Here is a 25,922-nt window from a genome sequence, read left to right on the forward strand (position 1 = left end):
ATGCGTGCCATCAAAGTGGTCGACTACGATCCTTCCTGGCCGCGGCTCTTTGCCGAAATCAGCACCGAGGTCTCCGCCTTGCTCGGCGACCGCCTGCTTTCCATCGATCATATCTGCAGCACCTCGGTGCCTGGCCTGGCGGCCAAGCCGAAGATCGACCTCGATGCCGTGATGATATCCGACGCGTTCCTGCCGGCGGCGATCGAGATGGTGCGCGCGGCGGATTTGGTCTTCCACGGCGACACTGGAGAGCAACGATGGGCTTTCACCCGCGATCATCAAGCTTATGGCTTCAAGCTCTATCTTTGCGGACCCAATAATCGCGCGCATCGGGAGCGCATTCTGTTTCGCGATTATCTCCGGGATCATCCCGAGAGGGCCAGGGCCTATGCCGATCTGAAACGCCGGCTGGCTGCGGAGGGGGCAATTGGGATTTTTACACCGGCGGAAAGACCGAGTTTGTCAGCGAGCCGGTTCGGCTGGCTGCCTTGAAGACGTAAAACAGGAATCCGTCAGACGCACTGGCCGCCGGCGATTAATCGCCATCGCCCCGTCCCGATACGATCTCGCGCTTGCCGACGTGATTCGCCGGACCAACGAGGCCTTCCTTCTCCATGCGCTCCACCAATGAAGCAGCGCGGTTGTAGCCGATGCCGAGGCGGCGCTGGATATAGGAGGTCGAGCATTTCTTGTCGCGCATGACGACCTTGACTGCCTGCTCGTAGAGTTCGTTGCCATCCTCCGAGGCCATGGCGCTCTTGTCGAAGACGGCGCCGGCTTCTTCCTCTTCCGTCTCGTCCTCCTCGTCGGCGGTGACGGTGTCGAGATATTCCGGACGGCCCTGGGTTTTCAGATGGGCGACGACCTTTTCGACCTCGACATCCGAGACGAAGGGGCCGTGGACACGGGAAATCCGCCCGCCGCCCTGCATATGCAGCATATCACCCTGACCGAGCAGCTGCTCGGCGCCCTGTTCGCCGAGAATGGTGCGGCTGTCGATCTTCGAAGTCACCTGGAAGGAGATGCGGGTCGGGAAGTTCGCCTTGATCGTGCCGGTGATGACGTCGACCGACGGACGCTGTGTCGCCATGATCAGATGGATACCGGCGGCGCGCGCCATCTGGGCAAGACGCTGGATCGCGCCTTCGATATCCTTGCCGGCGACCATCATCAGGTCGGCCATCTCGTCGACGATGACGACGATATAGGGCATCGGCGTCAGGTCCAGCGCCTGGCTTTCCTCGATCGGAGTGCCGGTGCCCTTGTCGAAGCCGACCTGGACCATAACATGGATGGTCTCGCCCTTTTCGCGGGCCTGGGCTACGCGGTCGTTATAACCGTCGATGTTGCGGACACCGAGGCGCGACATCTTGCGATAACGCTCCTCCATTTCGCGCACGGCCCATTTCAGCGCCATGACCGCCTTCTTCGGATCGGTGACGACGGGCGTCAGCAGATGCGGGATGCCGTCATAGACGGACAGTTCGAGCATCTTCGGGTCGACCATGATCAGCCGGCACTGTTCCGGCGTCATGCGGTAGAGCAGCGACAGGATCATCGTGTTGATGGCGACCGACTTGCCGGAACCGGTGGTGCCGGCGACGAGCAGATGCGGCATCTTGGCGAGCTCGGCAATGACAGGCTCGCCGCCGATGGTCTTGCCGAGACCGAGCGCCAGCTTGTAACCGCTCTTCTCGAAATCCTGGCTTTCGATCATCTCGCGGAAATAGACGGTTTCACGTGTCACATTCGGCAATTCGATGCCGATGACATTGCGGCCGGGCACGACGGCGACACGGGCCGAAAGCGCCGACATCGAGCGGGCGATATCATCGGCAAGGCCGATGACGCGCGACGATTTCACACCCGGCGCCGGCTCGAATTCATAGAGGGTGACGACAGGACCGGGGCGGACATGGATGATCTCGCCCTTGATGCCGAAATCTTCCAGCACGCTTTCCAGAAGCCCGGCATTCTGCTCCAGCGTCTCTTGCGACATGATCTCGCCAAGGCGTTCCGGCGGTTCCTGCAACAGGGCACGCGGCGGGAACTCATAGCCGGATGCGTCGATCCTTTCGGGCCTCACGGCCAGGCGCGGCGACGGCAGAACCGCGGCGACGGGCGGCGTGCGCTGCGGGGCCGGCGCGGCCTGAGGTGCCAGCATGACCGGTGCCTCGACACTAATGCGCCTGGGCTTTTCCAGGGACGGGGCGGCGGCAGGGCGCACGGCAACCTTTGCGGAGACCGCGGCGGGCTGCGGGGCCGGGCGGGAGACGACGGGAGCGGGGGCCGGCCGGCCGGGGCGCCATTCCATGATCCGGAACAGCGACGTGATCGATTCGGGCGAGGTCTCGGTCTTCGGGAACGATCTCAACGGCGGTGCGCGAACCGGCTCTGCCTCTTCGAAGGCCATGACTTCCCAGAAAGCGAAATCCGAAATGGAGGAAAGCTCGGCGCTGGCACGGAAAGCCGGCGCGCCGGGCTCGTCAAGCAAAGGTGACTGCTGCAGTTCGATCCTGTGCGGTGCTGCGGAAATTTCGTCCGGCTCCGGTAGATAGATATCGAACGGCACGTCGACGGCAACCGGCTCTATCCGTATCGCCTGCTGTCCAATCTGCGAATCATCGCGAACCGGCTCATTCGGCGCGCGCCGCCTGCTGATCAGCGTTTCCGGCGTGCGGGTGAAACGGACATTCGGCGCGAGGGAAAAGTTGCTCTGCCAGATGGGTACCGCCGGCTTCTCCCCTGGGTTTTCCTCCGGAAGGTCCGTTTCAATCTCGCTGGAAAAATCTCCGGCATCCGTCAAATTGGTTCTGGGAAAACGCATGCGTCCGCTACTCACTCATGCTTTGCAAATTACTACCCTACCGGGATAGAAAAGGAAGGTTAATAAGTTCCTTCCTGCCGTATCGTTCCGATACGGTTCCGGGAGATAAATCGCTGCACTTTCAATGAGTTCTGGCGGCGAGAAAAATCTTTGCGATTTTTGAGGAAGCTTTTAGTGCGCCTCGTCCCAATTGGTGGCGGCGCGGGCATCGACCCTCAACGGCACGCGCATTTCCAGCGCCGGCATGGTGGCGTTTTCCATGACCGAGACGATGACCGGCATCGCCTTTTCGACATCCTCGTCCTCGACCTCGAAGATGAGTTCGTCATGCACCTGCAGCAGCATGCGGACGCGATCGGCAAGGCCGACCTCAACAAGCGCCGGCTCTATCTTGATCATCGCCCGGCGGATGACGTCGGCAGCCGAGCCCTGGATCGGCGCGTTGATCGCCGCGCGCTCGTTAAAAGCACGCACGGATGGATTGGACGAGCGTATTTCGGGATAGTTGATGCGGCGGCCGAAGATCGTTTCGACATAACCCTTGTCGCGCGCCATGGCCTTTCGGCTTTCCATATAGTCGCGGATGCCTGGGAAACGCTCGAAATACTTCTTGATGTAGTCGCCGGCTTCCGAACGCTCGATCGAAAGCTGATTGGCAAGCCCGAAGGCCGAGATGCCGTAGATAATGCCGAAATTGATCGCCTTGGCGCGGCGGCGCACCTCGCCCGGCATGCCTTCCACCGGCACGCCGAACATTTCCGACGCCGTCATGGCGTGGATGTCGACGCCTTCTTCGAAGGCCTTGGTCAATTGCGGGATCTCGGCCACGTGGGCAAGCACGCGCAGCTCGATCTGACTGTAGTCGGCAGAGATCAGCTTGTGGCCAGGCGTCGAGATGAAGGCGGTGCGGATCTTGCGGCCTTCGGCGGTGCGCACCGGAATGTTCTGCAGGTTCGGCTCGGACGAGGACAGGCGCCCCGTGGTCGTCGATGCCAGCGAGTAGGAGGTGTGGACCCGCTTTGTCTCGGGGTGAACGTAACCCGGAAGCGCGTCGGTATAGGTGGATTTCAGCTTGGTGACCTGGCGCCAGTCGACGATCTTGCGCGGCAATTCGAAACCGGCGGCGGCCAGATCCTCGAGCACCTGCGCGGAGGTGGACCATTGGCCTGTCTTCGTCTTGTTGCCGCCGGCAAGGCCCATCTTGCCGAACAGGATATCGCCCAGCTGCTTCGGCGAACCGATATTGAAACGTTCGCCGGCCAGCACGTAGATCTCGTCCTCCAGCCTTGCTGCACTCTGGGCCAGCTCGCCGGAGAGCCGCGACAGGATCTGCCGGTCGACGGTGATGCCGCGCGCTTCCATGCGCGCCAGCACCGGTAACAGCGGCCGCTCCAGCCGTTCATAGACGCTGCTCAATCCCGCCGCCACCAGGCGCGGCTTCAGCACCAGCCAGAGGCGCAGCGTGACGTCGGCATCTTCGGCGGCATAGTGGGTGGCGCGGTCGATGTCGACCAGATCGAAGGTGACATTCGCCCTGCCGCTGCCCGCCACGTCCTTATAGGGGATCGGGGTATGGCCGAGGAATTTTTCCGAGAGCGGGTCCATGCCATGCGCACCGGTACCGGCGTCGAGCACGTAGGAGATCAGCATCGTGTCGTCGAAACTCCTGGTCTCGATGCCGTAGCGCTTCATCAGCAGGTAGTCGTATTTCAGGTTCTGGGCGACCTTGAGAACCGATTCGTCTTCCAACAATGCCTTCAGCCGTGGCAGGGCATCGCCCATGGGAATCTGGTTTTCGGCAAGGCCGCCGCCGAGCAGATCGCCGACGCCGTTCTTATGGACGAGCGGCACATAGGCGGCACGGATCTTCGTGCCGGTGAGATCGGCCGTATTGTCGGCGATCGCCATCGAGAAGCCGACAAGCTCGGCCTGCATCGCATCCAGCGACGTGGTCTCGGTATCGAAAGCAACGAGGCCGGTGGCGCGCGCATCGGCGATCCAGCGGTCGAGCGTCGCCAGATCGCGGATCGTGACATAGGCCGAATGATCGAAGGGCAGCGTCGCAAAGGCCTCGGCCCGCGCCTTAGCAAGATCGGCAGGCGAAAAGGCGCCTTCGACGGCGGTCTTCGCCTTCGCACGCGGCGGCACCGGCACGGATTCGCCGGAAACCTCAGGGATACCGCCGGCAACGGGCTCAGGCTCGGCCGCATCGAGATCCGGACCGCGGGCAGCGTCACCCCATTCGATGCGAACGATCGCTGGTTCGATGGCGCTCGCATCGCAATCGCAGGCTTCGGCGACGCGGCGCGTCAGCGTGGTGAATTCCATCGTCTTCAGGAAGCCGATCAGCTTCGGGCCGTTCTGCGGTTCCAGCACCAGCGCGTCGAGATCGAGATCGAGCGGCACATCGGTGCGCAGCCGCACGAGATCTCGCGAGAGCCTGGCCATGTCGAGATTGGCGAGGATCGTCTCACGGCGCTTGACCTGCTTGATCTCGGTGGCGCGTTCGAGCAGCGTATCGAGATCGCCGTATTCCTCGAGGAGTTGGGCGGCGGTTTTCGGGCCGATGCCGGGAATGCCGGGAACATTATCGACGGAATCACCGGTCATCGCCTGCAGGTCGATCATCTTTTCCGGCGGCACGCCCCATTTCTCGATGACATCGGGAATGCCGATCTGCTTGTCCTTCATGCTGTCATACATATGGACATTGGGGCTGACGAGCTGCATCAGATCCTTGTCGGAGGAGACGATGGTGACATCGCCGCCGGTCGCTTCGGCCTGGCGGGCATAGGTGGCGATGATGTCGTCGGCCTCGAAGCCTTCGGTCTCGATGCAGGGCAGATTGAAGGCGCGGGTCGCCTCTCTTATAAGGCCGAATTGCGGGATGAGCTCTTCCGGCGGGGCGGAGCGGTTCGCTTTGTAGGCGTCGTAGAGATCCTTGCGAAACGTCTTGGCGGAATAATCGAAGATGACGGCAAGATGTGTCGGCGTCACGCCGACATCGGTATTGCGCGCGTCCTTCAGCAGCTTCCACAGCATGTTGCAGAAACCGGACACGGCGCCAATCGGCAGGCCATCGGTCTTGCGGGTCAGCGGCGGCAGTGCATGAAACGCCCGGAAGATGAATCCGGAACCATCGACTAGGAAGAGGTGATCGCCTTTTTTCATGCGTGCATGGATAGCGCGGGCATCGGACGAGGTCCATATAGAGTTCGGCATAAAGTTCGGCGCGCGAAAAGGATTATGGCGTTCGGAGCGTTACAGCGCCGCGCGTCGTTTCGGACACGTAGAGAACGCTGAGCACTTGGCGTTGCTGCATAATTTTATCCTGCGAGCGATTCCAATTCCCGGAATCCGGCAGCAGGGATTCCGGCTCACCAAACTGTTACCGATTTGTAACGATGGCCCTCCCTTGAAAAACCACATTCTGAGGCACAAATCCATGTCACCGGCGCTTGATTGCGCCGCGGGTCTGATTACCGGCTTGTCCCCCGCCGCGTCAGGCTTGGACAAAGGCCTTATCCCCCTCTCCGGGCCTTTGTCCCCACTTTAAAGTCGCCATGGCCAACCTCCAGGCCATGGCGACTTTTGTTTTTCCAAGACCCTCGAAATTGTCATCGCCGCTTGCATGTTATGGAGCATCGTATGCGATTTGCTGCATTGTCTCCGGCATGGTTTTGAGCCTAACTTGCAGTCATGGGATTTAACCGCATGGATTCGGGAGCCTACCTTGCCAGCCAGCTGGCGAAGGGTTTTGCCCGCTCGCTGCACCAGCGCGCGGTCGGGCTCGGTTTTTCTCCGGGCCAGTTCCCCATCTTGCTGGAACTCTGGGCCGAGGATGGGCTCACCCAGAAACAGCTTCTCGAGCGGGTCGATATCGAGCAGGCGACCATGGCCAATACGCTTTCGCGCATGGTCCGCGACGGGCTGATCGAACGCCGGCCGCATCCATCCGACAAACGGGCGCAACTGCTGTTCCTGACGCCGCGCGCCCGTGCCATGGAGGCCGAGGCAATCGAGACCGCGCGTGAGGCCGATCTGGCGCTGTTTAAAGGTTTTCGAGTTTTCGAGCGTGAGCTGACACTCGAATATATCCGCCGGCTTCTGGAAAACGCCAAGGCGCTCTGACCCAGATTACTCGCAGGCAAGGCGCGTATCTCGCCGCCACGACACCGGCAGCGCGTCAGCGTCAGCCGTCGACGACAGGAGGCTTTTGCGGGCGGCGAACTTGATGCTCGGCTCGATATCCGGCTTGCCGAGCAAAAAGCCTTGTACCTGCGCGCAGCCTTCTTCGAGGACGATCCGGCGCTGCATCTCGGTTTCGACGCCCTCCGTCACAACAGGCATGCCGAGACTGTGACCGAGGCCGATGATTGCTCGCACGATCGACCGCGCCGCCGCATCATGCTCCAGCATGCCGGTGAAGCTGCGGTCGACCTTGATCTTGTCGAAAGGGAAGGTTCGCAGGTTGGAAAGGGAGGAATAACCGGTGCCGAAGTCGTCCATGACGATGTGAACTCCCAGACTGCGCAGACGCTGCAGCGTGGTCATCACCCGATCGCGATCACGGAAGAGAGCGGCCTCGGTGATTTCAATTTCCAGCCGATCTGGCGCGAGCCGCGTTTCCTCGAGGATTGTCTCGATTCGCTCGGCCAGGTTCGGCAGCATGAACTGCACCGGCGAGACGTTGACGGCAATCGTCAGCGGATGCGGCCAGCGAGCGGCCTCCGTGCAGGCCTGCTGCAGCACCCATTCCCCAAGTTGGACTATCGACCCGCTTTCCTCGGCGATCGGAATGAAGACGTCCGGTTCGCATATGCCGTGGCCCGGCCGGTTCCAGCGCATCAAGGCCTCGTAACCGCTGATCACGCCGCTATGCGCATCGACAATTGGCTGATAGCTGACATGGATCTGATGGCGAGTGATGGCGTGGCGCAGTTCGCTTTCAATCAGGCGGCGGGCTCGTGTGGCCTCGTCCATTTCCGCATCGAAGAAACAGGCCTTGCCGCGGCCGCCGTGCTTGACCCGGTAGAGCGCGATATCAGCGTTGTTGCAGATCTCGTCTGCATCGCTGCCGTCGGCCGGATAAATGGCGATGCCAAGGCTGACGCCGACGGCGGTCGGATCGCGCGCCGTATCCATCTCGACGGCGAATTCGTCGAGGATGGCGGCCGCGAGCTTCTGCGCTGCCGCCGGCTGCTGTCCGGAGGGCTGGATGATGGCAAATTCATCGCCCCCGAGGCGGGCGATCGTATCACTTTCATCAGTCGCGCGGCGCAGGATCGAGGCGACCTTGCAGAGAATTCGGTCACCCTCGGCGTGGCCGAAAACGTCGTTGACGGTCTTGAAGCGATCGAGATCGATATAGAGGAGGGCAACCTCGCCGTTCTTTCGTTCGGCCATTTGCAGCGCCTGGCGGATGCGCGTGTCGAACAATGCTCGGTTCGGAAGATCGGTGAGAACATCGTGGTGGGCGAGATGTTCGATCATTTCCTCGGCCTGTCTTCGCTCGCTGAGATCGCGCACCGCCAGAACGTCGCAATTGTGCCCGCGATAGACGATCCTGCTTGTGTTCACTTCGACGGCGGTCTCCTTGCCGTTCCTGGTGTTGAGCAGCGTCTCGCCAAGCCTGTTCTGTCCCTGGACGGCGCCCAAAACAGCAGAGGGCGCCTTGCCGGTAAGATCGGCAAGCTTCCAGCCGGAGAGTTCCTGGAAACGTTCGTTGGCGTCGATGATCCTGCCTTCCCGCAGAATCAGCAGCCCTTCGTGCGAGGCATTCGCGAGCCCCCTCAGATCCGTCAGGTGGCTTTCGATATAGACCACCGCGAGCGCCATCAGAATGAGCGTCGCCGCCGCCGCCACGACGATCGCAGCAAGCAGGCTGGCGTCGAGCACCGTTGCCGGAAGCTCTTTGCCGGGGTCTGGCACGAGCGTGATGCTGGCCATCGAGATAAAATGGAGCGCGCAGATCGCGAGGACGAAAGTGCTCGAGGAAGCGAGGAGCCGCCCCGGTCCCTTCAATTCGAAAAAGGCGTGGAAGGCGGCGCTTGACAACAGCGCTCCTGCGAGAACCGCACTCAGCGTCATATAGGGTTCGTAGACGATTACCGCCTGAGTTTGGATCGCCTGCATGCCGGTCAGATGCATCGCGGCGATGCCGAGCGCCATCAGGACGCCGCCACGGATGCGCGAAAATCTGCCGTGGCTTTGCGAGGCGACGAGGATCGCGGCCCATGAGCCGCCAACTGACAGGAGGAAGGACAGCGCCGTCAGGCCCAGCTGATAGCTGATCGGCATGCCGCCGTCATAGGCCAGCATCGCGATGAAGTGCGTTGCCCATACGCCGGTGCCGAAAGCGAAAGCCGCGGCACCGATCCAGAGCTTGCGCCGCCCGGCATCGCACCCTTGAGCACGGGAAAGCGGCAGCATCGCTGCCATCGCGCCGATCAGGCAAACCGCGGCCGCCACAAGCACCAGGCGCCAATCGTGATCGTCGCGAATACATGTGATGATCGAAAACATCCGTCCCCCCGAACAGCTGAATTCGATCAGGCTATCGAGGTTGTACTAAATAACTGTAAATTGAATTAGAAACTTCTTCTATAATGTTCGGCGATATTCTTGACCCCGATACTGATTTGGGCGTCTTTCGCACCGCCGATTTTCGTTTTTTCCGCCTCGCCTGCCTTTCAGGTTTGGTCTATCGTCCGGCCGAATTTCAAAAAGGAGTCGAAAATGACGGATGTACAACAGGTGCTTGCACGCGCGGATCAGAACCTTTCCACGAGTCTGGAAAAGCTGTTTGAGCTTCTGCGCATCCAGTCGATTTCCACCGATCCCGCCTTCAAGGCAGAATGCCGGAAAGCCGCCGAATGGCTCGTCGCCTATCTACAAGGCATTGGCTTCGAAGCTTCGGTGCGCGATACGCCTGGCCATCCAATGGTGATCGCGCACCATGCCGGCGCTTCTGCCGATGCGCCGCATGTTCTCTTCTACGGCCATTACGACGTTCAGCCGGTCGACCCGATCGAGCTCTGGGAAAACGACCCCTTCGAGCCGTCGATCAAGGATGTCGGCGAGGGCCGCAAGATCCTGACCGGCCGCGGCACCTCCGACGACAAGGGCCAATTGATGACCTTCGTCGAGGCTTGCCGCGCCTATAAGGAAATCAATGGCGCGCTTCCCTGCCGCATCACCATTCTCTTCGAGGGCGAGGAGGAATCCGGCTCGCCCTCATTGAAGCCCTTCCTCGAAGCCAATGCCGCCGAGCTCAAGGCCGATTATGCGCTGGTCTGCGATACCGGCATGTGGGACCGCGACACGCCGGCAATCGCTGCAGCGCTGCGCGGCCTTGTCGGCGAGGAAGTGATCGTGACAGCCGCCGACCGTGACCTGCATTCCGGTCTCTTCGGCGGCGCGGCGGCCAATCCGATCCATGTTCTCGTCGAGGCTCTTGCCGGTCTGCATGACGAGACGGGCCGCATCACGCTTGACGGCTTCTATGAAGGCGTCGAGGAAACGCCCGACAACATCAAGGCGTCATGGGAGACGCTCGGCAAGACCGCGGAAAGTTTCCTCGGCGAAGTCGGCCTTTCCATCCCATCCGGCGAAAAGGGCCGGTCGGTGCTGGAACTCACCTGGGCTCGGCCGACCGCCGAAATCAACGGCATCTGGGGCGGCTATACCGGCGAAGGCTTCAAGACGGTGATCGCCGCCAAGGCTTCGGCCAAGGTTTCGTTCCGCCTCGTCGGCGCGCAGGATCCGGCCGCCATCCGCGACGCTTTCCGCAGCTATATCAGCTCGAAAATTCCCGCCGATTGCTCGGTCGAGTTCCATCCGCATGGCGGCTCGCCGGCGATCCACCTCTCTTATGATTCGCCTGTTCTGACCAAGGCGAAGAACGCGCTTTCCGACGAGTGGCCGAAACCCGCCATCGTCATCGGCATGGGCGGGTCGATCCCGATCGTCGGGGATTTCCAGAAGATGCTCGGCATGGAATCGCTGCTCGTCGGCTTCGGCCTCAGCGATGACCGCATCCACTCGCCGAACGAGAAATACGAGCTCGTCTCCTACCACAAGGGTATCCGCTCCTGGGTGCGGATTCTTCAGGCGCTGGCCGCCTGAACGGCGTGCCAGGCAGAATCGCAAAAAAAAGGCCGGTTCGACCCGGCCTTTCGTCATCCGCTCATCTCGGTGCCAGTTCATCCGTGGTCAAGGAGCAAGCGGGTATTGCAATGAGACTGCCGCCGAAAGGTTAACCAACCGTTAACAATACCTACTCTTTGCCGGAAGCACAGCTCGCGGCTCCAAGGCGCTGTCCGACATTTCGCCGTTCAAGCTGCGTTCATCGCGGGTCATATATAAGCCTTTGAAAGATAAGGCGAATAGCAACGCCCTAACACCTGGTGGCGATCGCTCTATCTTTTGTTTCAATGGCATATGCCAAGGAAACGCGGCCAAGCGCTGCCTGAAAAACGTGCCAACAAGGACTGAGAAGCGTGAAAAATCTCTTTGTTAAAATTGCAGCGGTCGGCCTGCTTATGCTGGCGCCTGCCATAGCGCAGGCTGCCGAGGGCTTCTCGACGGCGAACGTCAACATGCGTGCGGGTCCGAGCACCCGTTATCCTGCCGTCGCGGTCATCCCGGCCGGTTCCTCCGTCGAGATCCGCGGATGCCTTTCCGAGGTCAACTGGTGCGACGTGGAATTCTACGGCGGCCGCGGCTGGGTTTCCGGGCAGTACGTGCAGGCCCTCTACCAGCAGCGCCGCGTCTATGTCGGCCCGCAATATTACCGTCCGCTCGGCATTCCGATGATTCGCTTCAGCGTCGACAATTATTGGGACCGTTATTACCGCAACCGCGATTTCTATCGCGACCGTGACCGCTGGAGCCGCGGCCCGGATTATTACTACCGCGACCGCGACTATCGGGATCGGGATCGCGACCGTAACTGGCGCGAGCGAGATGGCGACCGAGATGGGCGCGACCGCGATCGTGACTGGCGCGACGACAATCAAAGGGACGATCGGCAAAGAGGTGAACGGCAGAGGGACGACCGGAGAGGCGATGATCGCAGGCCGGACCGCAGGGACTTTGATTGCCGCCCCGGCGATCCCTCCTGCGACGAATGAGACAGAGAGGGGACGGCAGCGCCGTCCTCTTTTGAGGTTTGCCAAGCCAAGGGCAAACACCCAAGAAAAAAGCCCGGCGCTCCCATGAGGGTGCACCGGGCCTGATGTCGATCGGCACGTGTTGAGGGGAGACGGCCGATCATTCGCGGGACTTGAGGGGTTGTCCCGCTTCTCAGTAAACAAACGCGAAGCCTATTGGTTCCGCTTCCTGCATAATTCCTTAAATCGGAATCGACTTTAAGGACAAAATTATCGAGCAATTCAAAGTTTTACAGCGTCACTTGCGCCTCTCGAAAAGACGCGCGCAGCGGTGAACTACGTCGTATCGCACGTAGCTCACGCCACAGACTTCGGGCCTTTGTTTTCACGACGCGCGCCGCATCGCCGGCGAGCGCAAGAGAGGAAACGCGGGGGAAGCATTGATCCTCGAATGCGGTCATCGACAATTTGAAGTGAAGCCATCGCGAGGCTCTTGTTTTGCGGGATTCTTTATTGCAGTTTTGTGAAGTTGCGGATTGATTTTAATCCGTTCGAGGCTGGACCCTGATGACGCAAGACTACCTGGCTTTCTTCGGGCTTTTCGCCCCTCGGGCGGCCGCCATAGATGTTACCGTTTGGCATAAACATAACCCACTCCTGCCTGTGCGCCTCACCGATGGGGCGAACCTCAACCCTTCCGGCCAGATCTGGCGCCGCTTTCATCTGGGCGAGTGGGAATATAAGCAGGACCCGGAAACGCTCGACGATTACGAAGCCCGCCAGTTTTGACAAGCGGCGCGATCTGCTTTGCTTTCCATTATTAACACCCCGTTAAATCGCCGCATTTACAGTTCAGTCGGGTGATCACGGCAGCCAGCTGCAGCGTACTTCGCGCGTCTGAGAAGACGCGCGGCGCTGGAGAAGAGCACCGTTATGCGAAGCTGGCTTCGCGATCGAACATGGGGTGTGACCGGTCCGCGATGACAGGCAGAGGCAGATCAGGCGACAGAATAGAACCGTCCTTCAGCGGCCGCCCGGCGCGCGACGATGACGAATTCTCGCTTGATGCCGACGATCGCATTGCCGGAGGCCGATCCCAGCGCCGCAGCGGCTCGAAACCCCCACCGCAACGTGCTGCCCCCCGGCGGAAGCGCGAGCCGCGGGAGCGCGAAGGCGGCGGCTTTTTCGGCTTCCTGCGCCGCGTGATCTACTGGTGCGTCGTGCTTTTCATCTGGGCCGGCATCGGCGTTGCCGGGCTTGTGGTCTATTATGGCTCGCGCATGCCGAGCGCCAGCACATGGGCGATCCCGGAGCGGCCGCCGAACGTGAAGATCACCGCCGTCGACGGCAGCGTCATCGCCAATCGCGGCGCCACCGGCGGCGAGGCGCTGTCGCTCGAAAACATGTCGCCCTATATTCCGGAAGCCGTCATCGCCATCGAAGATCGGCGTTTCTATTCGCATTTCGGCGTCGATCCGCTCGGCCTCGGCCGGGCTGTCGTGACCAATCTCACGGCTGGCCACATGGTGCAGGGTGGCTCGACGCTGACGCAGCAGCTTGCCAAGAACCTCTTCCTCTCGCCTGAGAGAACGCTTGAACGCAAAGTGCAGGAGGTGCTGCTATCGCTCTGGCTGGAGCAGAAATACACCAAGGACCAGATCCTTGCCATGTATCTCAATCGGGTGTTCTTCGGATCGAACGCCTATGGCGTCGAGGCGGCCTCACGCCGCTACTTCAACAAATCGGCGCGTGATGTGAACCTCGGCGAGGCCGCGGTGCTGGCCGGCCTGCTCAAGGCGCCGTCGCGGCTTTCGCCGGCCCGCGACGCCGATGCGGCGAATGCCCGCGCCCAGCTCGTGCTCGCGGCGATGCGCGAGCAGGGGTTCATCACCGATTCCGAAGTCAAGACGGCGATGTCGCAGACCCCGGCTTCGGCCAAGAGCTACTGGTCGGGCGCCGGGCACTATGTCGCCGACATGGTGATGGACGAGCTGCCGGGTCTGATCGGCGACGTCAAGGAAGACGTCATCGTCGATACGACCATCGACAAGTCGCTGGAAAAGAAGGCCGAGCAATCGCTGGTCGACGCGCTCGACAAGGAGGGCGGGAAGCTCGACGCCTCGCAGGCGGCCCTGGTCTCGATCGACGGCACCGGCGCGATCCGGGCGCTGGTCGGCGGCAGGGACTATGCGACAAGCCAGTTCAACCGCGCCGTCAAGGCCAAACGCCAGCCGGGTTCGTCGTTCAAGCCCTTCGTCTATGCTGCCGCACTCGAGAAGGGGCTGACGCCCTATTCGGTGTTCAATGACGCGCCGATCCGGATCGGCGACTGGACGCCCGAAAATTACGAGAAGAAATACAATGGCGAAGTGACGCTGGCGACCGCGCTTGCCAAATCGCTGAACACGGTGGCTGCGCAGCTGGTGATGTATGACGGGCCGGACCAGGTGATCAAGCTTGCCCACCGGCTCGGCATTGAAAGCGAGCTGCAGCCGAATGCCTCGATCGCGCTCGGCACCTCGGAAGTGTCGCTGATAGAACTCACCGCCTCCTATGCCGCCTTCATGAATGGCGGCTACAAGGCGACGCCGCACGTCATCCGGCGGGTGACGACAGCCGAAGGCAAGGTTCTCTACGAAAATACCTATGACAGCCCGCCGCGCGTGCTCTCCGAGCAGATCGCCGCCGAAATGGATACGATGATGATGGGCGTCATCGAGAGCGGCACCGGCAAGAGCGCCAAGATCCCCGGCTGGCAGGCGGCGGGAAAGACCGGCACGACACAGAATTCGCGCGACGCGCTCTTCGTCGGTTTCACCAGCAACCTCACCACCGGGGTCTGGTTCGGCAATGACGACGGCAAGCCGATGAAGAAGGTGACCGGCGGCGGCTTGCCCGCCAAGGCCTGGAAGGAATTCATGATCGCCGCCCACAAGGGGCTTTCGCCGGCGCCGCTCTTCGGCAATGGCCAGTTGATCGCCGATCCGAACAACGGTCAGCCGATGGCTGAGGCACCGGGCAACGGGCAGTTGGGCAGCGGGCAACCGATGACGGCGGAGGCGCCGCCATCGACGATCGGCGGTATCATTTCCGGCGTCTTCGGCGGCAACGACAATGCAAACCGCTATCCGCAAGCGCCTGTCCGGCAGCAGGCGGCGACCACCGGCAACGGCCCGGTTCCGCCCGCAGACATTGCCGAAGGTAGCGGTTCTGGCTATGAGGGGATGGTGCCGCCCGGCGATGTCGGGGGCGCGCAGACTACCTCTTCCGTCCAGCCGCGGCGCACGACGCTGCTCGATCTGATCATGGGCCAGTGAGATCTTTGTTGCATACCCGGCACAAGCCCGATGATCTTAAGCGCGTCGCGATCTTTCAGAGTCGCGCCTCGCGCTTCAGGTCTTTGTTTTACGCATGTCGTTGTTGCAAAGCCGCTCTGCAGTTTTGCGCGACATGCCCCAAAAATCGGCCGCTTTCCGGGCAAGGGGTGACCTCCGTCCCGGCTACTGTAAAAATTGAACGCAACACATTCGTTTTGCTGGATTCCGGGGCATTTCTCGCCTTGCAGTCCAGAAAACCGCTCCTTATATACGCCGCATCACCGCAATCACGATTGCGTAATCTCAAGTAGACCCATCCCGTAAGGGGCTGTCAGGGAAATGCCTTCTCGGGGTTCCGACAGCTTGCTTCAAGGAGAGAATGACATGGCAAAAGTAATTGGTATCGACCTTGGAACGACGAATTCCTGCGTCGCAGTCATGGACGGCAAGGACGCGAAGGTTATCGAGAATGCGGAAGGTGCACGCACGACCCCTTCCATGGTAGCATTTTCCGATGATGGCGAACGCCTCGTCGGCCAGCCGGCCAAGCGCCAGGCAGTCACCAACCCGACGAACACACTCTTTGCGGTCAAGCGCCTGATCGGCCGCCGCTACGAAGATCCGACCGTCGAGAAGGACAAGCACCTCGTTCCCTTCACCATCGTCAAGGGCGACAATGGCGACGCCTGGGTCGAAGCCAATGGCAAGGGCTACTCGCCCGCACAGATTTCCGCGATGATCCTTCAGAAGATGAAGGAAACCGCCGAATCCTATCTCGGCGAAAAGGTCGAGAAGGCCGTCATCACCGTTCCCGCCTATTTCAACGACGCGCAGCGCCAGGCAACCAAGGATGCCGGCCGCATCGCTGGTCTTGAAGTTCTGCGCATCATTAACGAGCCGACCGCAGCCGCACTCGCCTACGGCCTCGACAAGAAAGAAGGCAAGACAATTGCCGTCTACGACCTTGGCGGCGGCACCTTCGATATTTCGATCCTCGAGATCGGCGACGGCGTCTTCGAAGTGAAGTCCACCAACGGCGATACCTTCCTCGGCGGTGAAGACTTCGACATGCGTCTCGTCGAATATCTCGTTGGCGAATTCAAGAGGGACAACGGCATCGACCTGAAGAACGACAAGCTTGCCCTGCAGCGCCTCAAGGAAGCTGCGGAAAAGGCAAAGATCGAGCTGTCGTCTTCGCAGCAAACCGAAATCAACCTGCCGTTCATCACGGCCGACGCCTCCGGCCCGAAGCATCTGACGCTGAAGCTGACCCGCGCCAAGCTCGAGAGCCTGGTCGATGATCTCGTCCAGCGTACGATCGCGCCGTGCAAGGCAGCGCTCAAGGATGCCGGTGTTACCGCTTCCGAAATCGACGAAGTGGTTCTCGTCGGCGGCATGAGCCGCATGCCGAAGGTGCAGGAAGTCGTCAAGCAGCTGTTCGGCAAAGAGCCGCACAAAGGCGTCAACCCGGATGAAGTCGTCGCCCTCGGCGCCGCCATCCAGGCCGGCGTTCTGCAGGGCGACGTCAAGGACGTCCTGCTCCTCGACGTAACGCCGCTGTCGCTCGGCATCGAGACGCTTGGTGGTGTCTTCACCCGCCTGATCGAACGCAACACGACGATCCCGACGAAGAAGAGCCAGACCTTCTCGACCGCCGAAGACAACCAGCAGGCCGTGACCATCCGCGTTTCGCAAGGCGAGCGTGAAATGGCTGCCGACAACAAGTTGCTCGGCCAGTTCGACCTCGTCGGGCTGCCGCCGTCGCCGCGCGGCATGCCGCAGATCGAAGTCACCTTCGACATCGACGCCAACGGCATCGTCCAGGTTTCGGCCAAGGACAAGGGCACTGGCAAGGAACAGCAGATCCGCATCCAGGCTTCCGGCGGTCTTTCCGACGCCGACATCGAGAAGATGGTAAAGGATGCCGAAGCCCATGCCACCGAGGACAAGAAGCGCCGCGAGGCCGTCGAAGCCCGGAACCAGGCTGAAAGCCTGATCCATTCCTCGGAAAAGTCGCTGAAGGATTACGGTGACAAGGTTTCCGAGGCCGACCGCACCGCCATCTCGGATGCGATCGCCGCGCTGAAGACGGCGTCGGAAGCGTCCGAGCCCGATGCCGACGACATCAAGGCCAAGACCCAGACGCTGATGGAAGTGTCGATGAAGCTCGGCCAGGCGATCTATGAAGCACAGCAGGCCGAAAGTGGCGCTGCTGGCGATGCCTCTGCGGAAGGTGGCGACAATGTCGTCGATGCCGACTACGAGGAAATCAAGGACGACGACCGCAAGAAGTCCGCGTAATCCGCGACGGCGTGGTTATGCTTCAACACCTGATCCGGCTGCTCACCATGGCAGCCGGAAAATCCATTTCCGGGGTTTAATCCTTAATGGCAAAAGCGGACTTTTACGAAACTCTGGGTGTAGCCAAGTCGGCGGACGAGAAAGAGCTGAAAAGCGCCTTCCGCAAACTGGCGATGAAATACCATCCGGACAAGAACCCGGATGACAAGGACGCCGAACGGAAGTTCAAGGAAATCAACGAAGCCTACGAGATGCTCAAGGACCCGCAGAAGCGGGCGGCCTATGATCGCTATGGCCATGCGGCCTTCGAGCATGGCGGCATGGGCGGCGGTGGCGGCGGATTTGCCGGTGGCGGTTTCTCCGACATCTTCGAGGATATCTTCGGCGAAATGATGGGTGGTGGGCGTGCGCGCCAGCGCTCGTCGGGCGGTCGCGAGCGTGGCGCCGATCTTCGCTACAACATGGAAATAACGCTGGAAGAGTCTTTCTCCGGCAAGACGGCGCAGATCCGCGTTCCCACCTCGATCACTTGCGACGTCTGTTCGGGTTCGGGCGCCAAGCCCGGCACGCAGCCGAAGAACTGCGGCACTTGCCAGGGAACGGGGCGCGTGCGCGCGGCACAGGGCTTCTTCTCGATCGAGCGGACCTGCCCGACCTGCCACGGCCGCGGCCAGATCATTCCCGATCCCTGCCCGAAGTGCCACGGCCAGGGCCGGGTGACGGAAGAGCGTTCGCTGTCGGTCAATATTCCCGCCGGCATCGAGGACGGTACGCGCATCCGCCTGCAGGGCGAAGGCGAAGCCGGCGCCCGCGGCGGGCCGGCGGGCGACCTCTATATCTTCCTGTCCGTCAAGCCGCATGAATTCTACCAGCGCGACGGAGCCGATCTCTATTGCGCCGTTCCGATCTCGATGACGACGGCGGCGCTCGGCGGAACCTTCGACGTGGCGACGCTCGACGGCACCAAGTCGCGCGTCACAGTGCCCGAGGGCACGCAGGTCGGCAAACAGTTCCGGCTCAAGGGCAAGGGCATGCCGGTGCTGCGTTCGGTGCAGACGGGCGACCTCTACATTCAGATCCAGATCGAGACGCCGCAAAAGCTCACCAAGCGCCAACGCGAACTGCTTCAGGAATTCGAGCAGCTTTCCTCCAAGGAGAACAATCCGGAATCGACGGGCTTCTTTGCCCGGATGAAGGAATTCTTCGAAGGCTGAGCCGCAATCGACACGCCCGTTTCGAAAGCCGGGGACGGAAACGTCTCCGGTTTTTTTTGTTCCAGGAATCCTAAAGCGTAGCGCGATCTTTCAGATTCGCTCCTTGCGCTTTAAGTCTTTGTTTTTACGCATGTCGTTATCACAAAAACCGCCGCTCACTTGGCGCGGCATGTCTCAATTTGCGACATTCGCCGTCCACACCGGCCAATCTGTCCCGGATCGAAACGGCGGCGAGCGGGAAGACGACTTGCGTTAACGCAGCCAGATGATGCCGCTTGCAAGTTTTCCAAATGAATTCAGTCTCTGCCGTCAGTGCATGACCCCGAAAATCGGAATAGAATCTCGGGGTCATGCACCAAATCAAAAGCGATAGAGCGTCCTTAGAGCGGCACTCTAGCGGGGGACAACCAAACCAAGGGTATCGACCATGGCGCCAGCCTTTTCCTCTCAATCCGAAGACGTCGACGTTCTCGCCGGCGCCATCTACACATGGTGCGCCGAGCGCAATATCAAGCTTCGCAGCCAACAGGGCCTTTCAATCGCCAGCATCGCGATCGACCTTTATCATGCCGGCCACCAGACGCAGGACGATCTGCTGATGGCGCTGCACGAACGCGAGATTCACTGAAGCGCGCGGCATCGAACCTCGTTCAGGTGAGCTGCCCGGTCCTTGTGTTGATTCACGCCGCCCCCAAAACGCTGTACAGCTATAAGCATCTGGACATCGTCCAGACCCGGAACAGGCCCCGTGCCTTTTCGTGGTAAGCTTGATGCTCAGTGGAATCAGGCGGCGGTTTCGGCCGCTTCGCCCGTCATGAGGGTGAGGATGGTCTTGACCGCTTCCTTGCCTGCCGGTGAGTTCAGCTTGTCGTAGCTCAACGCAAGCGCATAGGCATCGGGGCTGAGTTCGATACGACTGCCGAATGGTGACACGCCGGCTCCCTCGAAAAGCGCAGATATATCGACATCGAGAAAAACCGCGATCTGATGCAACTTACTGGCGGAAACGCGGTTCGTCCCCTTTTCGTATTTCTGGATCTGCTGGAAAGTCAGTCCGAGTGCTTCGCCAAGCTCAAGCTGGGAAACACGGCGAAGGGCGCGAAACTGTCTGACGTTGCGACCGACGATAATATCAACCGGATCTGGCACTTCATCACTCTCTCATACATAAACGGTTCGTTTACCATATCGCCTTCACGGAATAACTCAACCCGACAGTTGCAAAATTCAACCGACTTTTTCTGGGCATCACGTTACGTCAGTGGCCTCAAAGGATCGCGGCAAAGCCGGAATATCCGGATCTCGGAGGCACTGACGGTGACCGTCGACGGTATCGGCCTGGCGATGTCGGAGCGTCCCCGGCGGTTGTATTTTTAGTAGACTTTAGGACGCTCAATGCCTGCCCCCTACATTGGCAGAATGTCGGAGACCAGCACCTCCGTCGCTATGTCATTCAGAAAATATCGCTTCGAGCTTGTCCCTTATGGTTCAACCGCCGCGTCCCTCATTTGCGGCGTTATCAAAGGTTCGCGATCCACGGCCAAGACGCTGCCAGCCTTGCCATCAACGCCGCTAAGGCTTAGCTGTCACGCTTCACGATTCCGGACATTCGATGCCTCACAAGGTTTCTCTTTCTCGTCTGAAGCTGACAGACTTCCGCAACTATGCGGCGGCGGCCCTTACCCTTGATGGCCGGCATGCCGTGCTGACGGGAGACAACGGCGCCGGCAAGACCAATCTCATGGAAGCCGTCTCGCTGCTTTCGCCTGGCCGCGGTCTGCGTCGCGCGGCCTACGGAGACATTACCCGCGTCGGCGCGGCCGGCGGTTTTTCGATCTTCGCCGCGCTCGATGGCATGGAGGGCGTGGTCGAGATCGGCACCGGCATCGACACGAGCGAGGAGACCACCGCCCGCAGGCTGCGCATCAATGGCACAACGGCAAAGACTGCCGACGAACTGACCGACCATCTGCGCCTTCTCTGGCTGACGCCGGCGATGGACGGCCTCTTTACCGGCGCCTCCTCCGACCGGCGCCGCTTTCTCGACCGGCTGGTGCTGTCGCTCGATCCCGCCCATGGCCGCCGCGCCAGCGATTTCGAGCGCGCCATGCGCAGCCGCAACAAATTGCTGGACGAAGGCCGCTTCGATCCCTCTTGGCTTGCCGGCATCGAGGAGCAAATGGCAAGCCTCGGCATCGCCATGGCGCTCGCCCGGCAGGAGATGCTTGGCCTGCTGACCCGGCTGATCGAGGAAACACGGGAGAGCTCGCCCTTCCCTTCGGCATCGCTGCAGCTCTCGGGCTTCATGGACGGTCAGTTCTCGCGCCCCTCGGTCGACCTCGAAGACGACTACGCGGCGATGCTGGCAGAGAGCCGCTACCGCGATGCCGGCGCAGGGCGCACGCTCGAGGGGCCGCACCGGGCCGATCTCATCGTGCATCACCGCGAAAAGGCGATGGAGGCGGAACGTTGTTCCACCGGCGAGCAGAAAGCGCTGCTTGTCGGCCTGGTGCTTGCGCATGCGCGGCTCGTCGGCAATCTCACCGGCCATGCGCCGATCCTGCTGCTCGACGAGATCGCAGCGCATCTCGATGAGGGCCGCCGCGCCGCGCTATTCGACCTTATCGACGGGCTCGGCGGCCAGGCCTTCATGACCGGAACGGATCGGGCGATGTTTTCAGCGCTCGTCGACAGGGCGCAGTTTTTCACGGTTGCCGACGGAAGGGTATTCGAATGACCGAGGCGGCTTTTCCCGGCGTCGGGCGTCATGATAACATCGGCGCCATGGAACCGCTCAGCCCGGAAGAAATCGCGCGCTATCACCGCCACATCCTGCTTCCCGAGATCGGCGGCGCCGGCCAGCAGAAACTGAAAGCCGCCCGCGTGCTGGTGATCGGTGCCGGCGGCCTCGGTGCACCGGTCCTGCAGTATCTGGCCGCAGCCGGCGTCGGCACGCTCGGTATCGTCGACGACGACCGGGTGTCGCTGTCTAATCTGCAGCGCCAGGTGATCCATGATTCCGGCACGATCGGCGAATTGAAGACCGAGAGCGCTGCCTTCGCCATCGCCAGGCTCAATCCGCATGTCCGACTGATCCGCTTCGAGGAACGCTTTTCGCCGGAGGCCGCCCGCCGTCAGCTCTCCGGTTTCGATCTGCTGATCGACGGCTCCGATAATTTCGACACACGTTATGCCGCCGCCGATGCGGCTGATGAAGCGCGCATCCCGCTCGTCACCGGCGCCGTCGGGCGTTTCGATGGTTCGCTGACGGTTCTCAAGCCCTATGAGACAGCTGAGGACGGAACGGCCAACCCTAGATATCGCGACCTGTTTCCGGAAGCGCCGCCGGCGGGGCTGATTCCCGCCTGCGCCGAAGCCGGCATCATCGGCGCACTCACAGGCGTCATCGGCACGATGATGGCGATGGAGGCGATCAAGCTCGTCACCGGCACCGGCGAACCGCTGGTCGGACGGTTGCTGCTCTACGACGCGCTCTCGGCCCGCTTCGACACCATCCGCTACAAACGACGCCGTACAACACAGAGACAGGCGGAATGAGGGTTGTTCCGCTTGATCAGACTTTCACGCGCTGGGACGAACTGCTGGCGCTCATCGTCGCCTCCTTCGCCTCGATGAACGACAGGATCGATCCGCCATCTTCAGCGCTCAAGCTGACGGCGGAGTCACTGGCCGAAAAGGCCAGGGCCGAGATCGGCCATGTCGCCATCGACGGCGAAAAGCTGGCCGGTTGCCTCTTCCTGCGGCCAGAGGCCGATTGTCTCTATGTCGGCAAGCTCGCCGTTCTGCCTGAGGCGCAGGGCAAGGGCCTCGGCAGGCGGCTGCTGGCGATTGCCGAGGAAGAGGCCGCAGCGCTCGGTCTTCCCGCTTTACGGCTGGAAACGCGCATCGAACTCACCGACAATCACGCCGTCTTTGCCGCCTGGGGATTTTCCAGAACCGCCGAGAAGGCGCATCCCGGCTTTGCCAGGACGACATTCGTCGAGATGCGCAAGGTCCTTGCGGCTCCGACCCGCGTCACCTGATTTATTGCGTTCTTCAACGCCCGGGCAGCACGCGGTTCGGCGGCCTGTGACCGTCGATGAAGGTGCGGATGTTGATGATGACCTTGTCGCCCATGTCGATGCGGCCTTCGATCGTCGCCGAACTCATATGCGGCAGCAACACGACCTTGCCCTCGTTGGCGAGTTTGACCAACTTCAGATTGACGGCAGGCTCGTTCTCGAAGACGTCGAGGCCGGCGCCGGCAATCCGGCCCTCCCTCAGGCACTTGATCAGAGCTGCTTCGTCGACCACGTCGCCGCGCGCGGTGTTGACGAGATAGGCTGTCGGCTGCAGCAGCGCCAAACGGCGGGCCGAGACCAGGTGGAAGGTCGCCGGCGTCGACGGGCAATTGATCGAAACGATGTCGACGCGGGCGAGCATCTGGTCGAGGCTTTCCCAATAGGTCGCCTCCAGCTCGTCCTCGACGGCCGGATTGACGCGCTTGCGGTTGTGGTAGTGGATCGACAGGCCGAAAGCCTTGGCGCGGCGGGCCACCGCGGTGCCGATGCGGCCCATGCCGACGATGCCGATGCGCTTGCCGTGAATGCGCCGGCCGAGCATCCAGGTGGGAGACCAGCCTGCCCATTCACCCGGCTTGTCGGTCAGCACGCGCGCACCTTCGCCGAGCCTTCTCGGAACTGCGAGAATCAGCGCCATGGTCATATCGGCGGTGTCCTCGGTCAGGACGTTCGGCGTGTTGGTGACGGTGATGCCCTTGCGCGCCGCCGCCTCGACGTCGATGTGGTCGATGCCGTTGGAGAAGCTCGCAATCAGCTTCATCTGCGGTCCCGCCTGTTCGATCAGCGCCGCGTCGATGCGATCGGTGACGGTCGGCACCAGCACGTCGGCGGTCTTGACCGCGGCGATCAGCTCGGGAACGGAACGCGGCGCGTCGTCGATGTTCAGCTCTGCGTCGAAGAGTTCGCGCATGCGGGTTTCGACGGCATCCGGCAGCTTGCGGGTGATGTAGACCTTCGGTTTTTTCTTCGCTGTCATGGCTGCCTGTGGTGCCTTGTTCAGAGGTCTTTAACCAAGAGGGGTGATAATTTTCCCATTCCGGGCATTTTCTACCAGACCCGCACGCGAAGACAAACAAAACTCGCGGTGCAGCCGGGGAATGTCAAAGCCCGGACCGCGAGCAGGCCTCGCCTGCCCGCGAATTCGAGCAACCGGAAACTTCCATGCGCAGCAAAGTCCTGAAGTCCTGCCTCGCCCTTGCCATCGCTCTGGCCGCATCCATAGGAAGCGTCGAATTCGCCCATGCGCAAGCGGCCAAGGGGCCAAGCGGACTGCCATTGCCGCGTTTCGTCACGCTGAAATCCAAGCGCGTCAACCTGCGCATCGGTCCGGGAACGGATTACGCGGTTTCTTGGATGTACTTGAAATCCGGCCTGCCGGTGGAGATCATCCAGGAATACGACAACTGGCGCCGCATCCGCGATGCCGACGGCACCGAAGGCTGGGTAAACCAGTCGCTGCTATCAGGCCAGCGCGCGGCGATTGCCGCCCCCTGGATGAAGACCAAGGGCAAAGGCGTCTATGTCAATCTGCGCCGTGAGGCGCTCCCCTCTGCTTCGATCGTTGCCAAGCTGGAACCCGGCGTGATGGTGACGATCGGCGAATGCAACGGCGACTGGTGCCGCGCCGAAACCGACGGCGCCTCGGGCTGGGTGGCGCAGTCGGAGATCTGGGGCGCCTATCCCGGCGAAGCCTTCAAATAAGCCCTGCCTGTTTTGCAGCCTCGGAAAGCGAGGTCATCGGGCGCGGGCCGATCTGCTGGATGACGATGCCGGCGGCCAGGCAACCGAGCTTGCCGCAATCCTCGAGAGACCGTCCCTGCGTGTAGCCGTAGAGGAAGCCGGAGGCGAAGAGATCGCCGGCACCCGTCGTATCCACAACTTCCTTGATCCTGATCGCATCGACGTAAAAACGCTCACGGCCCTTCAGGATGACGGCACCATTCTCGCTCATCGTCACGGCAGCGATCTTGCAATCGGCGGCGATCCTGTTCAGCGCCTCCTCGAAATCGTCGGTCTCGTAGAGCGACAGCGCTTCCTGGCGATTGGCGAAGACGATATCGACCTTGCCGGAGCGCATCAGATCGAGGAATTCGTCGCGATAGCGGTCGACGCAGAAGCTGTCGGACAGCGTCATCGACACTTCGCGGCCGTTTTCATGGGCGATGCGGGCACAATCGAGGATGGCTTCCTTGGCGCGCGGCGGATCCCAGAGATAACCTTCGAAATAAGTGACCTTGGCGTCGGCAACGACGTCGACCTCGACGTCTTCCGGGCCGAGTTCGACGCAAGCGCCGAGATAGGTGTTCATTGAGCGCTCGCCATCCTCGGTAACGAAGATCATCGAACGTGCCGTCGGCGGGAAGGTGCCCTTCGGCCGGGTCTGGTAGTGAACGCCCTGGGCGCGGATGTCGTGCGCGAAGATATCACCGAGCTGATCTTGGGCAACATTGCCGAAATAGGCAGCCTTACCGCCGAGGTTAGCCACGCCCGCCGCCGTGTTGCCGGCGCTGCCGCCGGAGGCTTCGAGCGCCGGTCCCATACGCGAATACAAGAGTTCGGCGCGATCGGCATCGATGAGGTTCATCGCCGCCTTGGTGATCTGGTTGTCAATGAGGAACTGGTCGTCGCAACGGGCAATGATATCCACGATTGCGTTGCCGACTGTCAGAACATCGAATCTTGTCATGAAATGGGGGGTCCCGGAGTTTGTGATAGCCGGGGTTTGGTCTTAGCGAAATTTCCCCGGTTTGGAAGGATAAATGGTGGATGGCGCATCTATTTCTTCGCAAAAGTGCCGCCTGTTCGTCATGTCCCTGTCATTTTCCAAATCTAGAAATGCTCGCAAGAAGACCGGCATGAGCAGCTTTCAGTTGCAGCCGGGCGCACGAGGGATGATCCCTTCGATCTTACCGGCACGACGCTGACCACGGATGAACTGGCAGCTTCGTGATCCGGGTTTCCGGCAAGACCGGAGCGGAAAAGCGGGCTGTGCCCGCTTTTTTTGTTTTGCCGAGGCGCCTGATGGGACGGCGACTGCCTTTTCAATCCAAGCCGTTTGCTGCTACTGC

Annotated in this window: 18 protein-coding genes and 1 pseudogene; 13 read left to right on the forward strand and 6 right to left on the reverse strand. The window is 61.2% G+C overall.

Annotation, left to right across the window (positions count from 1 at the left end; translation table 11 throughout):
- Positions 1–500 (forward strand): annotated as a pseudogene (locus HFO99_RS09605) (GrpB family protein).
- Positions 501–535: 35 nt separating this feature from the next.
- On the opposite strand, the gene HFO99_RS09610 reads toward HFO99_RS09605, so the two are convergent.
- Complete coding sequence (locus tag HFO99_RS09610) at positions 536–2,827, reverse strand: DNA translocase FtsK (RefSeq protein WP_222360845.1); 2,292 nt, start codon at positions 2,825–2,827, stop codon at positions 536–538.
- 171 nt (positions 2,828–2,998) lie between these two features.
- Positions 2,999–5,998, reverse strand: coding sequence for a DNA polymerase I (gene polA / locus HFO99_RS09615; RefSeq protein WP_222360847.1), 3,000 nt, complete (start codon positions 5,996–5,998; stop codon positions 2,999–3,001).
- A 543-nt stretch (positions 5,999–6,541) separates the two neighbouring features.
- On the opposite strand from polA, the gene HFO99_RS09620 reads away from it, so the two are divergent.
- Positions 6,542–6,958 carry a MarR family winged helix-turn-helix transcriptional regulator gene (locus HFO99_RS09620; RefSeq protein WP_003544385.1) on the forward strand — a complete coding sequence of 139 codons (417 nt, stop codon included), beginning with the start codon at positions 6,542–6,544 and terminating at the stop codon, positions 6,956–6,958.
- 6 nt (positions 6,959–6,964) lie between these two features.
- Here the strand turns inward: HFO99_RS09620 and HFO99_RS09625 are convergent, their stop codons facing one another.
- Entirely contained in the window at positions 6,965–9,352 is a 2,388-nt protein-coding gene (locus HFO99_RS09625) for an EAL domain-containing protein (protein WP_222360848.1), read from the reverse strand.
- 213 nt (positions 9,353–9,565) lie between these two features.
- On the opposite strand from HFO99_RS09625, the gene HFO99_RS09630 reads away from it, so the two are divergent.
- From HFO99_RS09630 to HFO99_RS09660, 7 genes are all read left to right on the forward strand, one after another.
- Positions 9,566–10,954: a dipeptidase gene (locus HFO99_RS09630; RefSeq protein WP_222360849.1), complete on the forward strand. Its 1,389-nt coding sequence runs from the start codon at positions 9,566–9,568 to the stop codon at positions 10,952–10,954.
- Between the two features lie 374 nt (positions 10,955–11,328).
- A complete protein-coding gene (locus tag HFO99_RS09635; protein ID WP_222360850.1) occupies positions 11,329–11,961 on the forward strand; it encodes an SH3 domain-containing protein in 633 nt (210 codons plus the stop codon).
- Between the two features lie 546 nt (positions 11,962–12,507).
- The gene (locus HFO99_RS09640) at positions 12,508–12,729 is read left to right on the forward strand and encodes a hypothetical protein (RefSeq protein WP_162115571.1); all 222 of its coding nucleotides are present in this window, start codon (positions 12,508–12,510) and stop codon (positions 12,727–12,729) included.
- Positions 12,730–12,920: 191 nt separating this feature from the next.
- Positions 12,921–15,257, forward strand: coding sequence for a transglycosylase domain-containing protein (locus HFO99_RS09645; protein WP_222360851.1), 2,337 nt, complete (start codon positions 12,921–12,923; stop codon positions 15,255–15,257).
- A gap of 384 nt (positions 15,258–15,641) precedes the next feature.
- Positions 15,642–17,558, forward strand: coding sequence for a molecular chaperone DnaK (gene dnaK / locus HFO99_RS09650; protein WP_064249059.1), 1,917 nt, complete (start codon positions 15,642–15,644; stop codon positions 17,556–17,558).
- Between the two features lie 86 nt (positions 17,559–17,644).
- Positions 17,645–18,772, forward strand: a complete 1,128-nt coding sequence (gene dnaJ / locus HFO99_RS09655) for a molecular chaperone DnaJ (protein WP_011649969.1) — start codon at positions 17,645–17,647, stop codon at positions 18,770–18,772.
- A 427-nt stretch (positions 18,773–19,199) separates the two neighbouring features.
- Positions 19,200–19,400, forward strand: coding sequence for a hypothetical protein (locus HFO99_RS09660; RefSeq protein ID WP_017966481.1), 201 nt, complete (start codon positions 19,200–19,202; stop codon positions 19,398–19,400).
- Between the two features lie 155 nt (positions 19,401–19,555).
- Here the strand turns inward: HFO99_RS09660 and HFO99_RS09665 are convergent, their stop codons facing one another.
- Positions 19,556–19,921 carry a helix-turn-helix domain-containing protein gene (locus tag HFO99_RS09665; protein ID WP_222332624.1) on the reverse strand — a complete coding sequence of 122 codons (366 nt, stop codon included), beginning with the start codon at positions 19,919–19,921 and terminating at the stop codon, positions 19,556–19,558.
- 463 nt (positions 19,922–20,384) lie between these two features.
- Between HFO99_RS09665 and recF the strand changes: the two genes are divergently transcribed.
- The 3 genes from recF to HFO99_RS09680 are packed head-to-tail and all read left to right on the forward strand — an operon-like array spanning position 20,385 to position 22,815.
- On the forward strand, positions 20,385–21,509 hold the full coding sequence (gene recF, locus HFO99_RS09670) for a DNA replication/repair protein RecF (protein ID WP_222360852.1): 1,125 nt from the start codon (positions 20,385–20,387) through the stop codon (positions 21,507–21,509).
- A complete protein-coding gene (locus HFO99_RS09675) occupies positions 21,506–22,330 on the forward strand; it encodes a molybdopterin-synthase adenylyltransferase MoeB (protein ID WP_222360853.1) in 825 nt (274 codons plus the stop codon). The genes recF and HFO99_RS09675 overlap by 4 nt, the downstream gene beginning before the upstream one ends.
- On the forward strand, positions 22,327–22,815 hold the full coding sequence (locus tag HFO99_RS09680; protein WP_222360854.1) for a GNAT family N-acetyltransferase: 489 nt from the start codon (positions 22,327–22,329) through the stop codon (positions 22,813–22,815). The genes HFO99_RS09675 and HFO99_RS09680 overlap by 4 nt, the downstream gene beginning before the upstream one ends.
- A 13-nt stretch (positions 22,816–22,828) precedes the next feature.
- Here HFO99_RS09680 and HFO99_RS09685 read toward each other — a convergent pair whose 3' ends face one another.
- Positions 22,829–23,830 (reverse strand): 2-hydroxyacid dehydrogenase, encoded by a 1,002-nt coding sequence (locus HFO99_RS09685; protein ID WP_222360855.1) that lies wholly within the window; start codon positions 23,828–23,830, stop codon positions 22,829–22,831.
- Between the two features lie 185 nt (positions 23,831–24,015).
- Here HFO99_RS09685 and HFO99_RS09690 point away from each other — a divergent pair, with 185 nt between their 5' ends.
- The gene (locus HFO99_RS09690; protein WP_064249052.1) at positions 24,016–24,555 is read left to right on the forward strand and encodes an SH3 domain-containing protein; all 540 of its coding nucleotides are present in this window, start codon (positions 24,016–24,018) and stop codon (positions 24,553–24,555) included.
- On the opposite strand, the gene HFO99_RS09695 is transcribed toward HFO99_RS09690, so the two are convergent.
- Positions 24,548–25,540, reverse strand: coding sequence for an adenosine kinase (locus tag HFO99_RS09695; protein ID WP_222360856.1), 993 nt, complete (start codon positions 25,538–25,540; stop codon positions 24,548–24,550). The genes HFO99_RS09690 and HFO99_RS09695 overlap by 8 nt on opposite strands.
- Positions 25,541–25,922 lie beyond the last annotated feature (382 nt).

It is taken from the genome of Rhizobium leguminosarum (genome assembly GCF_019798305.1).
Classification (GTDB): Bacteria; Pseudomonadota; Alphaproteobacteria; order Rhizobiales; family Rhizobiaceae; genus Rhizobium; species Rhizobium leguminosarum_U.

Excerpts from the sequence above, each read along its gene's own strand:
- HFO99_RS09620 (WP_003544385.1), top strand. The coding sequence starts at position 6,542 with ATGGATTCGGGAGCCTACCTTGCCAGCCAGCTGGCGAAGGGTTTTGCC.
- polA (WP_222360847.1), bottom strand. The coding sequence starts at position 5,998 with ATGAAAAAAGGCGATCACCTCTTCCTAGTCGATGGTTCCGGATTCATC.
- HFO99_RS09675 (WP_222360853.1), top strand. The coding sequence starts at position 21,506 with ATGACCGAGGCGGCTTTTCCCGGCGTCGGGCGTCATGATAACATCGGC.
- HFO99_RS09660 (WP_017966481.1), top strand. The coding sequence starts at position 19,200 with ATGGCGCCAGCCTTTTCCTCTCAATCCGAAGACGTCGACGTTCTCGCC.
- HFO99_RS09630 (WP_222360849.1), top strand. The coding sequence starts at position 9,566 with ATGACGGATGTACAACAGGTGCTTGCACGCGCGGATCAGAACCTTTCC.
- dnaK (WP_064249059.1), top strand. The coding sequence starts at position 15,642 with ATGGCAAAAGTAATTGGTATCGACCTTGGAACGACGAATTCCTGCGTC.
- HFO99_RS09690 (WP_064249052.1), top strand. The coding sequence starts at position 24,016 with ATGCGCAGCAAAGTCCTGAAGTCCTGCCTCGCCCTTGCCATCGCTCTG.
- HFO99_RS09680 (WP_222360854.1), top strand. The coding sequence starts at position 22,327 with ATGAGGGTTGTTCCGCTTGATCAGACTTTCACGCGCTGGGACGAACTG.
- recF (WP_222360852.1), top strand. The coding sequence starts at position 20,385 with ATGCCTCACAAGGTTTCTCTTTCTCGTCTGAAGCTGACAGACTTCCGC.
- HFO99_RS09625 (WP_222360848.1), bottom strand. The coding sequence starts at position 9,352 with ATGTTTTCGATCATCACATGTATTCGCGACGATCACGATTGGCGCCTG.
- HFO99_RS09685 (WP_222360855.1), bottom strand. The coding sequence starts at position 23,830 with ATGACAGCGAAGAAAAAACCGAAGGTCTACATCACCCGCAAGCTGCCG.
- HFO99_RS09645 (WP_222360851.1), top strand. The coding sequence starts at position 12,921 with ATGACAGGCAGAGGCAGATCAGGCGACAGAATAGAACCGTCCTTCAGC.
- dnaJ (WP_011649969.1), top strand. The coding sequence starts at position 17,645 with ATGGCAAAAGCGGACTTTTACGAAACTCTGGGTGTAGCCAAGTCGGCG.
- HFO99_RS09695 (WP_222360856.1), bottom strand. The coding sequence starts at position 25,540 with ATGACAAGATTCGATGTTCTGACAGTCGGCAACGCAATCGTGGATATC.
- HFO99_RS09640 (WP_162115571.1), top strand. The coding sequence starts at position 12,508 with ATGACGCAAGACTACCTGGCTTTCTTCGGGCTTTTCGCCCCTCGGGCG.
- HFO99_RS09610 (WP_222360845.1), bottom strand. The coding sequence starts at position 2,827 with ATGCGTTTTCCCAGAACCAATTTGACGGATGCCGGAGATTTTTCCAGC.